The sequence below is a fragment of the Bradyrhizobium manausense genome, from assembly GCF_001440035.1.
Taxonomy (GTDB): domain Bacteria; phylum Pseudomonadota; class Alphaproteobacteria; order Rhizobiales; family Xanthobacteraceae; genus Bradyrhizobium; species Bradyrhizobium manausense.
This window is the reverse complement of sequence record NZ_LJYG01000104.1, coordinates 54,495-66,088: the sequence shown is the minus strand read 5'-3', so window position 1 is coordinate 66,088 and position 11,594 is coordinate 54,495. Positions and strand designations below refer to the sequence as shown.

10 protein-coding genes and 2 pseudogenes are annotated in these 11,594 nt (G+C 64.0%); 11 read left to right on the top strand and 1 reads right to left on the bottom strand.

The features are described 5' to 3' along the window. The first annotated feature begins 4 nt into the window (after positions 1–4). The 4 genes and pseudogenes from AOQ71_RS27430 (at position 5) to AOQ71_RS27420 (ending at position 5,094) form a co-directional block, all read left to right on the top strand. Entirely contained in the window at positions 5–1,000 is a 996-nt protein-coding gene (locus AOQ71_RS27430) for an alpha/beta fold hydrolase (protein ID WP_057753797.1), read from the top strand. 152 nt (positions 1,001–1,152) lie between these two features. Beyond that, a pseudogene (locus AOQ71_RS48635) lies at positions 1,153–2,581 on the top strand (cytochrome P450); the annotation flags it as partial. Between the two features lies 1 nt (position 2,582). Next, positions 2,583–4,389: diflavin oxidoreductase (locus tag AOQ71_RS48630; protein WP_245317178.1), on the top strand; the 1,807-nt coding region annotated here is incomplete at its 5' end. A gap of 30 nt (positions 4,390–4,419) precedes the next feature. Continuing rightward, on the top strand, positions 4,420–5,094 hold the full coding sequence (locus AOQ71_RS27420; RefSeq protein WP_057753217.1) for a spermidine synthase: 675 nt from the start codon (positions 4,420–4,422) through the stop codon (positions 5,092–5,094). Here AOQ71_RS27420 and AOQ71_RS27415 read toward each other — a convergent pair. Continuing rightward, on the bottom strand, positions 5,091–6,050 hold the full coding sequence (locus AOQ71_RS27415) for an alpha/beta fold hydrolase (protein WP_083514521.1): 960 nt from the start codon (positions 6,048–6,050) through the stop codon (positions 5,091–5,093). The two genes, AOQ71_RS27420 and AOQ71_RS27415, sit on opposite strands and share 4 nt — an antisense overlap. A 126-nt stretch (positions 6,051–6,176) precedes the next feature. Between AOQ71_RS27415 and AOQ71_RS27410 the strand changes: the two genes are divergently transcribed. From AOQ71_RS27410 to AOQ71_RS48625, 7 genes and pseudogenes are all read left to right on the top strand, one after another. Beyond that, on the top strand, positions 6,177–6,557 hold the full coding sequence (locus AOQ71_RS27410; protein ID WP_057753215.1) for a hypothetical protein: 381 nt from the start codon (positions 6,177–6,179) through the stop codon (positions 6,555–6,557). Beyond that, a complete protein-coding gene (locus tag AOQ71_RS27405) occupies positions 6,554–7,636 on the top strand; it encodes a PHA/PHB synthase family protein (protein ID WP_057753213.1) in 1,083 nt (360 codons plus the stop codon). The genes AOQ71_RS27410 and AOQ71_RS27405 overlap by 4 nt, the downstream gene beginning before the upstream one ends. After that, the gene (locus AOQ71_RS27400; RefSeq protein ID WP_057753211.1) at positions 7,633–8,226 is read left to right on the top strand and encodes a GNAT family N-acetyltransferase; all 594 of its coding nucleotides are present in this window, start codon (positions 7,633–7,635) and stop codon (positions 8,224–8,226) included. Before AOQ71_RS27405 ends, AOQ71_RS27400 begins: the two co-directional genes overlap by 4 nt. Positions 8,227–8,473: 247 nt before the next feature. Continuing rightward, positions 8,474–8,929 (top strand): phasin, encoded by a 456-nt coding sequence (locus AOQ71_RS27395; RefSeq protein ID WP_057753209.1) that lies wholly within the window; start codon positions 8,474–8,476, stop codon positions 8,927–8,929. Between the two features lie 189 nt (positions 8,930–9,118). Then, entirely contained in the window at positions 9,119–10,405 is a 1,287-nt protein-coding gene (locus AOQ71_RS27390; RefSeq protein WP_057753207.1) for a DUF445 domain-containing protein, read from the top strand. A 199-nt stretch (positions 10,406–10,604) separates the two neighbouring features. Then, positions 10,605–11,375, top strand: coding sequence for an esterase/lipase family protein (locus tag AOQ71_RS27385; RefSeq protein WP_057753793.1), 771 nt, complete (start codon positions 10,605–10,607; stop codon positions 11,373–11,375). Between the two features lie 72 nt (positions 11,376–11,447). Then, a pseudogene (locus AOQ71_RS48625) lies at positions 11,448–11,594 on the top strand (phenylacetic acid degradation operon negative regulatory protein PaaX); the annotation flags it as partial.

The window sequence follows — 11,594 nt, the reverse complement described above, 5'->3', positions numbered from 1 at the left end:
AGCGATGATTGAAATGCCGCCGCTCCAGTTCGCGCAGACGAACGGAATCCGCATGGGCTATTACGATGCGGGCCCAGTGACCGACAAGCCGCCGGTTGTGCTGTGCCATGGCTGGCCGGAGCTCGCCTTCTCCTGGCGCCACCAGATCAAGGCGCTGAGCGAGGCTGGCATCCGCGTGATCGCGCCCGATCAGCGCGGTTATGGCGCGACCGACCGGCCCGAGCCGGTCGAAGCCTACGACATGGAGCATTTGACCGGCGATCTCGTCGGATTGCTCGATCATCTCAACATCGAGAAGGCCATCTTCGTCGGCCACGATTGGGGCGGTTTCGTCGTCTGGCAGATGCCGTTGCGGCACCCGTCACGCGTCGCCGGGGTCGTCGGTGTCAACACGCCGCATTGGGATCGCGCGCCGATGGATCCGATCGCGCTGTTCCGTCAGCGCTTCGGCGACCAAATGTATATCGTCCAGTTCCAGGATCCCGCGCGCGAGCCGGACCGGATCTTTGGCAGCCGCGTCGAGCAGACGTTTGACGCCTTCATGCGCAAGCCGGCTGCGCGCCCTTCCGGTGCGCCCGAGGAACAGCCGATTGCCGGCATTGGTGCTTCGCCCCGCATCAACCTGGCGTTCCCGCAGATGATCGCGAATTACGACGCCAGACATGATCCGCGGACGCCGATCCTGTCGGCGGACGAGAAGAAGGTGTTCGTCGACACGTTCACAAGAACCGGCTTCACCGGCGGCATCAACTGGTATCGCAATTTCACCCGCAATTGGGAACGCTCGAAAGGGCTCGATCACCACATCGGCGTGCCCTCGCTGATGATCATGGCCGAGAACGACGCGGTACTGCCGCCCTCTGCGGCCGACGGCATGGAGAGACTGGTGACTGACCTCGAGAAGTACCTTGTGAAGGACAGCGGCCATTGGACGCAGCAGGAGAAGCCGGAAGAGGTCAGCAGCAAGCTGATCGAATGGCGTAGAAGGCGGTTTGGCTGATCCGTCATTGCGAGCGAAGCGAAGCAATCCAGGAATGCATCGGCGGAGGCGGTCTGGATTGCTTCGTCGCCAGCGCGAAATTGCTCCGCAATTTTGTCGCGAGCTCCTCGCAATGACGAAGTTGGCGATCGCGGCAGGGGGAAACGTTTTTTATGTCATCGAAGAACCGTCTGGATCCGATTCCGCAGCCGCCGACCAAGCCGGTGGTCGGCAACATGCTGTCGCTGGACTCGGCCGCTCCCGTGCAGCATTTGACCCGACTTGCCAAGGAGCTGGGCCCGATCTTCTGGCTCGACATGATGGGCTCGCCGATCGTCGTCGTGTCCGGCCACGATCTCGTCGACGAGCTCTCCGATGAGAAGCGCTTCGACAAGACGGTGCGCGGTGCGTTGCGGCGCGTGCGCGCGGTCGGGGGCGACGGCCTGTTCACGGCGGATACCAAGGAGCCGAACTGGAGCAAGGCGCACAATATTCTGCTGCAGCCCTTCGGCAATCGCGCCATGCAGTCCTATCATTCGAGCATGGTCGACATCGCCGAGCAGCTCGTCCAGAAATGGGAGCGTCTGAACGCCGACGACGAGATCGACGTCGTCCATGACATGACCGCGCTGACGCTCGACACCATCGGCCTCTGTGGCTTCGACTACCGCTTCAACTCGTTCTACCGGCGCGACTACCATCCCTTCGTCGAGTCGCTGGTTCGCTCGCTCGAAACCATCATGATGACGCGCGGCCTGCCGTTCGAGCAGCTCTGGATGCAGAAGCGGCGGAAGACGCTCGGCGAAGACGTCGCTTTCATGAATAAGATGGTCGACGAGATCATCGCCGAGCGCCGCAAGAGCGCGGAGGGCATTGACGACAAGAAGGACATGCTCGCCGCGATGATGACCGGCGTCGACCGCTCGACCGGCGAGCAGCTCGACGATGTCAACATTCGCTACCAGATCAACACGTTCCTGATCGCAGGTCACGAGACCACCAGCGGCCTTTTGTCCTACACCCTCTATGCGCTGCTGAAGCATCCGGACATTCTCAAGAAGGCCTATGACGAGGTCGATCGCGTCTTCGGCCCCGACGTCAACGCCAAGCCGACCTATCAGCAGGTGACGCAGCTTACCTACATCACACAGATCCTGAAGGAGGCGCTGCGGCTGTGGCCACCGGCGCCGGCCTACGGCATCTCGCCGCTGAACGACGAGACCATCGGCGGCGGCAAGTACAAGCTCAGGAAGGGCACGTTCGTCACGATCCTGGTGACCGCGCTGCATCGCGACCCCGGCGTCTGGGGACCCAATCCCGATCTCTTCGATCCTGAGAATTTCAGCAAGGAAGCCGAGGCCAAGCGGCCGATCAATGCCTGGAAGCCGTTCGGCAACGGCCAGCGCGCCTGCATCGGACGCGGCTTCGCCATGCACGAGGCGGCGCTGGCGCTCGGCATGATCCTCCAGCGCTTCAAGCTGATCGATCACCAGCGCTATCAGATGCACCTGAAGGAAACGCTGACGATCAAGCCGGAAGGCTTCAAGATCAAGGTGCGTCCGCGTGCGGATCGCGAGCGTGGCGCCTATGGCGGCCCGGTCGNGGCTGCGGCTTCTGCGCCAAAGGCACCACGCCAGCCGACGACACGGCCAGGCCATAACACCCCGATGCTGGTGCTCTACGGCTCCAATCTCGGGACGGCGGAGGAGCTCGCGACGCGCATGGCTGATCTTGCCGAGATCAACGGTTTTGCCGTGCATCTCGGGCCGCTCGATGAGTATGTCGGGAAGTTGCCGCAGCAGGGTGGCGTGCTGATCATCTGCGCATCCTACAACGGCGCTCCGCCCGATAATGCGACGCAATTCGTCAAATGGCTCGGCGAGGATTTGCCGAAGGATGCCTTTGCCGGTGTGCGCTATGCCGTGTTCGGCTGCGGCAACAGCGACTGGGCCGCAACCTATCAATCGGTGCCGCGCTTCATCGACGAGCAGATGTCCAAGCATGGCGCACGCGCGGTCTATCCGCGCGGCGAGGGCGATGCGCGCAGCGATCTCGACGGCCAGTTCCAGAAATGGTTCCCGGCGGCTGCCCAGGTCGCGACCAAGGAATTCGGCATCGACTGGAATTTCACCCGCACCGCGGAGGATGATCCGCTCTACGCGATCGAGCCTGTCGCGGTGACCGCCGTCAACACCATTGTCGCCCAGGGCGGCGCGGTCGCGATGAAGGTGCTTATCAATGACGAGCTTCAGAACAAGTCCGGTGCAAATCCGTCGGAGCGATCGACGCGCCATATCGAGGTGCAGCTGCCGGCCAGCATCAGCTATCGGGTTGGCGATCACCTAAGCGTCGTTCCCCGCAACGATCCGACGCTGGTGGACTCCGTTGCCCGCCGCTTCGGCTTCCTGCCGGCCGACCAGATCAGGCTTCAGGTGGCTGAAGGCCGCCGCGCGCAATTGCCCGTTGGCAATGCCGTGTCGGTCGGACGCCTGCTCAGCGAGTTTGTCGAGTTGCAGCAGGTGGCGACACGGAAGCAGATCCAGACCATGGCGGAGCACACCCGCTGTCCGGTCACCAAGCCGAAGCTGCTGGCCTTTGTCGGCGAGGAGGCTGAAACGCTCGAGCGCTACCGGACTGAGATCCTGGGCAAGCGCAAATCAGTGTTCGACCTGCTGCTTGAATATCCGGCCTGCGAGTTGCCGTTCCACGTCTATCTGGAAATGCTCTCGCTGCTGGCGCCGCGCTATTACTCGATCTCGTCCTCGCCGTCGGTCGATCCTGCGCGTTGCAGTGTCACCGTGGGGGTGGTCGAAGGACCGGCGGCCTCCGGGCGCGGTACGTACAAGGGCATCTGCTCGAACTATCTTGCCAACCGGCGTGCGGGCGACACGGTCTACGCCACCGTGCGCGAGACCAAGGCCGGTTTCCGGCTTCCCGACGATCCGTCCGTGCCGATCATCATGATCGGTCCGGGCACAGGGCTCGCGCCGTTCCGCGGCTTCCTCCAGGAGCGCGCCGCGCGCAAGGCCAAGGGCGCCAGCCTCGGACCGTCCATGTTGTTTTTCGGCTGCCGCCATCCGGACCAGGACTTCCTCTACGCGGATGAGCTCAAGGCGCTTGCTGCGAGCGGCATCACCGAGCTGTTCACCGCGTTCTCGCGGGCGGACGGACCGAAGACCTATGTGCAGCACGTCCTCGCCGCGCAGAAAGACAAGGTCTGGCCGTTGATCGAGCAGGGCGCAATCATCTATGTCTGCGGCGACGGCAGCAGGATGGAGCCCGACGTGAAGGCGGCGCTGGTTGCGATCTACCGCGAGAGGAGCGGCAGCGATGCGGCCGCGGGCGCCCGCTGGATTGAGGAGATGGGTACGAAGAACCGCTACGTGCTGGACGTCTGGGCCGGCGGGTGACCGCCAGCCCAATCGTGCTAAACGTCTCCCATGATTCCCTGGGAAAAGATCGACACCGCCAAAATCCCCGGATCGGACGAGGAGCTCCGCCTGATGCGGCGGGGCAAGGAGTTTTCGATCAAGCTCGGCACCAACGAGCTGATGAACAACCGCCTGTCGGGCTCCGAAGCCGCCCTCGCAACGCTCGCAGCGAAGCAGATCGAGAAGGTGACAAGACCCGTCGTCCTCATCGGCGGCCTCGGTATGGGCTTTACGCTGCGCGCGGCGCTGGCCGTGCTTGGAGCCAAAGCGAAGATCGTGGTCTCCGAACTGGTGCCAGCGGTGGTGGCGTGGGCGCGCGGTCCGATGGCGGAGGTCTTCGGCGACAGTCTCGATGATGCCAGGGTGAGCATCCGCGAAATCGATGTTGGCCAAATCATCCGAGCAAAGAGCTCGGCCTTCGACGCCATTCTCCTCGACGTCGATAACGGACCGGAGGGGCTTACGCGGAAGGGCAACGATGCACTGTACAGTGCGAGCGGATTGACGGCCGCAAAGGCGGCGCTGCGGCCCGGCGGTGTACTCGCCGTCTGGTCATCGGGGCCCAATCCCGCTTTCACCAAACGACTTGGCCGCGCCGACTTCGACGTCAACGAGATCAATGTGCGCGCCACCGGCAAAGGCGGCGGGGCGCGCCACGTGATCTGGATCGCGAAGAAGCCTTAAGCCGCTTTGGTCGCGGCGCCATGCGCGTGCTTGTCGATCGCGCCGATGATCTCCGGCCAGAACCGCATCGGCAGCGCGTGGCCCATGCCCTCGATCATCAACAGCTTTGCGCCCGGAATTGACTCCGCCGTGTCCTTGCCGCCCTCGGGGCGCACCAGCGGATCGACGGAGCCATGGATCACCAGCGTCGGCGTCTTCACGCCATGCAGCCGTTCCTTGCGGCTGCCGGAGGCCAGCACGGCGCGGAGTTGCCGGCCGACGCCGGCGGGATTGAGCCCGCGGGCGAAGACGCGTTCGGCACGACCTGGATCGAGCGCTTCTTCCTCGGGAAAGGAGCCGGCCCGCAATATCTTCCAGGTCTCGCCGAAGCGCGTGATGAACTCTTCCTTGCTGCGCGGGGGCGGCGCCATCAACATCGCGGCAGCCTCCCGCGTCGGCGGCGGCACGCGCGGATTGCCCGTCGTCGACATGATCGACGTCAACGAGCGCACGCGCTGGGGAAACGACAACGTCACTTCCTGCGCGATCATGCCGCCCATGGACGCTCCGACCAGATGCGCAGCCTTGATGCCGAGCGCATCCATCAGCCCGACCGTGTCCTTGGCCATGTCGATCAGCTTGTAAGGAGCGGCCACGGGAATCCTGAGGAAGCGCAGCTTCATCAATTCGAGCGGCGTCAGCCGCTTGCCGCCCGTGAGATGGCTCGACTTGCCGATGTCGCGATTGTCGAAGCGGATCACGCGAAAGCCGCGCGCGGCAAGCTGCTCGCAGAAGCCATCGTCCCAGTGGATCATCTGCGCGCCGAGCCCCATGATCAGCAGAAGCGGCTCGGCATTGTCGTTGCCGAAAATCTCGTAGCAGATGTCGATGCCGTTGGCGCGAACGGTCTGCGGCGGCTGATGGGCGGAAGCGTTCACCGGATTGTTCCCCTGTGGCAGGCCGGAATTGTATCGCATGGTTTGCCGCCGCAAAGAAGCCGTACGACATCAGCCTGTCGCTTAGCCGTTGACCGGCCCGTCGCAACGGTGTGGTATGGCGGCAAAAGAGGGGCGCAAGAAGCCCTCGTGACCTGGAGGACGCCGATGACCGACAAGATCACCGACCCTGTCGCCCTGTGGCAGAAGATGGTCGGCGAGATGGAGAAGGGCTTCAACTCCTTCGCCACCAAGGCGATGGAGACGCCTGAATTCTCGCAGGCCATGAATCGGGCCGGCGGTGCTGCTGCGGGCGCTCAGAAGCAGTTCGGCGATCTCATGGAGAAATATCTTCTCTCGATGAACCTGCCGAGCCGCGAGCAGATGACCGGCATCGCCGAGCGGCTGCAAGCCATCGAGGGTCAGATCGGCGAGATCAAGTCGATGCTCAGCCGGATGTCGGCGGCGTCGGGCGGAGCGCCGGTCGATGCCGCGCCGCGGCCGCCGCGTACCAAACGTCCGCCATCCGAAGGCGGAGGGCCGAAATGAACGCGCCGACGGGACTTGATTTCGCTAGCATCCCGGAGCGCATCCAGGCCGAGGTGCAGCGCGCCATCCAGCGCAGCATCAAGGGCGTCGAATATTTCTCGACCTCTGGTCCGACGCTGGGATCGACCCCGAAGGACGTGCTGCATTCGCGCGGCACGATGAGCCTCTATCACTACCGGCCGATGTCGGACGAGATCTACCGCGTGCCGGTGCTGATCGTGATGGCGACCACCAATCGCGGTTACATCCTCGACCTCGTGCCTGGCCAGAGTTTCATCGAGTTCCTGTTGAAGCGCGGCTACGACGTCTACATGCTGGACTGGAGCGCGCCGCGGCCGGAGGAGCGAAGCCTGCGGATGGAGGATTATGTCCTCGACTTCATTCCGGATTGCGTCCGCCGCGTGCAGGCCGATTCCGGCGAGCAGGACGTCTCGGTCATCGGCTATTGCTTCGGCGGCGTGCTGTCGCTGCTGTACGGCTCGATCTTTCCGGACGGGCCGATGAAGAATCTGATCTGCTTCACCACGCCGATCGACTTCCGCGAGATGAAGCTGTTCTCCAATTTCTCCGACCGCCGCTATTTCGACGTCGACCGCCTCGTCGACAGCGTCGGCAACGTCCCGCCGGAGATGATCCTGTCGTCGTTCGAGATGCTGCGTCCGGCCTCGCGCGCGGCGAGCCAGATCCAGCTCTGGGAAAACATCTGGAACGACGAGTTCGTGAAGTCGTATCGGATGTTCGACCGCTGGGCGACCGACACGCTGCCGCTGGCGGGCGAATATTTCCGCACCATCACCAAGGACCTGATGTGGGACAACAAGCTCTACAACGACACCATGTCGGTGGGCGGCCGCGCGGCGAAGCTCGCGAACATCAAGGTGCCGATCCTGCACGCGGTCGCCGAGCACGATCACATCGTGCCCTATGACGCGGCCAAACATCTGATCGCGAAGATCGGCTCGGCGGACAAGGAGGAGGTGATGCTGAAAGGCGGTCACGTCTCGCTGGTCGCCGGCGCCAATGCCATCAAGCGGCTATGGCCGAAACTGGATTCCTGGCTGGGGACACGATCGACATGAGTGAGCAGCGTACCTATCCGCGCCACGTCAAGACCGACGCCGGCGATATCGAGATCCGCCTGATGTCGGCCGCCGATGAAGCCGCCGTGCTCGCCTTCGGCAAAGGCCTGCCGACCCATGACCTCTTGTTCCTGCCGCGCAACATCAGCGAGCCGAAGGTGCTGTCGGCCTGGGTCAAGGAGATCGAGCGCGGCGCCATTCAGAGCCTGCTCGCGGTCAGGGGTGGCACGGTCGTCGGCTGCGGCACCCTGGTGCGCGACCCGCATTCCTGGTCGCCCCATGTCGGCGAGATCCGCATGGTGGTGTCGCAGGACGTGCGCGGGAAGGGGGTGGGGAAGGCGCTGTCGCAGGAGACCTTCGCGCTCGCGCTCGGGGCGGGGCTGGAGAAGCTCTCGGTCCAGATGACGGTCGACCAGCAGGCGGCGATCGCGCTGTTCGAAAGCCTCGGCTTCAAGGCTGAGGCGTTGCTCCGGGACCATGTCCGGGATGTCGACGGCAAGACCCACGATATCGTTGTGCTCGGCCACAACATCGCGCAGGTCCAGGCCCAGATGGAGGCCTATGGGCTGCCAGGCGCCGTCCAGCACTAAGGAGCGCGGTCCAGCACTAGGAGCGGCATCCGGCGACCAAAACCGCAAAACAACCCCATGCACAGTAGGGCGGCGGGACGGGGAGGCATCGGAATGCCTCCGGACTAGGCTGATCACGAATTCGTGATATCGCATTGCAACATGGATATTGCGTCGCACAATTAACAATGCCATATATCCAGTGCCCCGGGCCATCGAGGACGGGGTGAGCCCATAGCTCGACCTAATGAGGATGGAGAGAACCCCCATGACCACCGAAACCAACAGCGCTTTCGAGGGCTTCAAAGACGCTTTCAAGAACATCCAGAACCTGGAAGTTCCCGAGGCTGCCCGCGAATTCGTCAAGAAGACCGCCAACACCGCCAAGGACCGTGCTGCCGAGGTGTTCGCTGGCTCCGAGCGCGTGACCGCCGCCGTCGAGAACGCGGTGACCGAGTCCGTCACTGAAGCCGGCAAGATCAGCCGCAACATCCAGCAGGCGATCTACGAGGACGCCGAGGCGTTCTTCTCGGGTATCGACAAGCTCGCGTCCGCCAAGTCGTTCAGCGAAGCCGTCGAGATCCAGTCGAGCCTGCTCCGCGCCCGTGGCGAAGCGTTCGTCTCGCGCACCAAGGCGACCGCCGACTATCTCGGCAAGCTCGCCGCCAACGGTGCGAAGTCCGCTCAGGACAACTTCGCCAAGGTTTATAGCAAGACCGCCTGATTGTGTGGTTGAGTTTGTTGCGTTGAGTTGAAACTGTGTTTTGAGGCCCGCTTCGGCGGGCCTTTTGTTTGTGCGCTGCCGCCATCGCGCGGCCCGATGACAGGCTCCGCGAAGCAATCCAGAGTCTTTCCGCGGCGGCAGACTGGATTGCTTCGCTTCGCTCGCAATGACGAGTACTGTGATGCAGTGATGACTCCCTCGAGCAGTTTCTCTTTTGATTCCCCCGGCGATGCCGAACGCGCGGCTGAGCTGCGCCGCGTCAAGGCGCTGGCGACGCTGGTGCTGGCTTCGACATTGGCGCTGTTCATTGTCGCGAAGTGGCTCTTGCCGGTGCATCCCGTGTTCGGCTTCATCGCCGCTTTTGCGGAGGCCGCGACCATCGGCGGCCTCGCCGACTGGTATGCGGTGGTGGCGCTGTTCAAGCGGCCACTCGGCCTGCCGATTCCGCACACCGCGATCATCCAGAGCAACCAGGCGCGCATCGCCGACAAGCTCGGCGAGTTCATTCAGGTCCATTTCCTCGAGGCCGGTCCCGTCGAGGCCAAGCTGAAGGAGATCGATTTCGGCTCCTTCGTCGCCGACTGGCTGCGCGACCGCAAGCGCAGCGATGACCTCGCGCGCTTTGCGCTGCGGCTGCTGCCGGAGGCGGTGTCCGCGACCGAAAGCTCCGGCCTGATGACCTTCATCATCCGCCGCATGTCGACACAAATGCAGGCGATCGACCTCGCTCCGCTCGCGGCCGGAACGCTGCGCGGCTTCGTCGCAGAAGGACGCCACCAGATCCTGTTCGACGATCTCCTGCGCGTGATGCACGAGACGCTGAACCAGAAGGAAACGATGGCGATGATCCGCGAGAAAGTGCGCGCGGAACTGCCGACCCTGCTCAAGCTCTATCGCGCCGACAAGTTTCTCGTGAACAAGATCGTCTCCTCCGCCACCGCGTTCTTCAACGAGGTGCGCAGCGATCCCAGGCATCCGTTCCGCGGCGAGTTCGACCGCATGGTGCTCAGCTTCGTCGATCGGCTCGGCACCGACCGGGCCTATATCGACCGCATTGACGGCTTGAAGCGCGATTTCCTGGCGCGGCCCGAGCTTGCCGATCTCGCCCGCACCGTCTGGGCCAACACGCGCTCCTTCATCGAGCGCAGCGCATCCGGCGAGACCCAGGTGCTGCAGCATCATCTCGCCGGCATGTTCGTCTCGGCGGGCGAAGCGCTCGCCGGCGATGCCGAGCTACGCGGCGAGATCAACCGGGGCCTGGTGACGGTGCTGCGCAGCTTCGTCGCCGACCAGAAGAGCGGCGTCTCGACCTTCATCTCCGATCAGGTCAAGGCGTGGGACATGGCGCAGCTGATTTCGCTGATCGAAATCAACATCGGCCGCGACCTGCAATACATCCGTTTCAACGGCTCGCTGATCGGCGGGCTCGCGGGTCTTGCGCTCTACTCCGGAGAATTCCTGCTTCGATTGTTGTGACTTTTGCGTCACGCCTGACAGCATTAACGCGCCGGCCTATTGTCGCCGGGCATCCCTCCCGCTTGAATATCGGGAACCGGCCGCCTAGCTGATTCATGTTGCGCTGCGGAACGATCGAGAAGCCGGCGTATTGGAATTCGTGTCCGTTGCCGCTTACGGCCGGCGGGCTGTTCAGGAATTCTTCCCAAGGGGATCCATGATGACCGCTACCGCCCAGACCCTGCGTCCGCCGTCCCGTACTCTGATGTTTCTGGAAGGGCGGGCGATCCACGAGTTCGGCGCATTCCTCGGCGCGTTGCCGCTGCTGAGCCTTGCGCCGCGCGGCGACGGGCATCCGGTGCTGGTGCTGCCGGGCCTCGTCGCGTCCGACGAGTCCACGCGCGCGCTACGCACCTTCCTGGCAGCCAAGGGCTACGCCGTGAGCGGCTGGCGCCAGGGCCGCAATTACGGCCTGCGCGAGGGCGTGCAGGATGCAATGGTCGATCTGGTCGAGGAGCTCAACGACAAGCACGGTCGCAACATCAGCCTGGTCGGCTGGAGCCTTGGCGGCCTCTATGCGCGCCAGCTCGCCAAGATGATGCCCGACCGTGTGCGCCAGGTGATCACGCTCGGCAGCCCCTTCGCCGGCAATCCTCGATCGACCAATGCCTGGCGCGTCTATGAATGGGCCAGCGGCCGCCGCGCCGACGAGGTCGACGCGCGCTTCGGCGGCGACCTCGCCGCCCCGCCGCCGGTCCCGACCACCGCCATCTTCAGCCGCACCGACGGCGTCTGCGCCTGGCAGGGCTGCATGGAGAAGACGGGCGCGCAGACCGAGAGCATTGAGGTCGAGAGCAGCCATTGCGGCATGGGCCACCATCCCGCCGTCGTCTATGCGGTGGCCGACCGCCTCGCGCAGAAGGAAGGCCAATGGCGCCCCTTCGATCGCAGCGGCTGGCGCAGCGTGGTCTACCCCGATCCGCATCGGTAGTTCTTCGCCTCTCCCCGCTTGCGGGGGGAGGCCGGAATTTGCGAATAGCACCAAACGCGCTAAGCCTGCCGCATGGCGCATCCGCTTTCTCGTATCATCGACCAGCTCAAGCGCGAGCCGTCGCGGACGGGCTCCATCGTCATCACCATGTTTGGCGATGCCATTGTGCCGCGCGGCGGTTCGGTGTGGCTCGGCACGCTGCTGGCGTTCTTCGAGGGG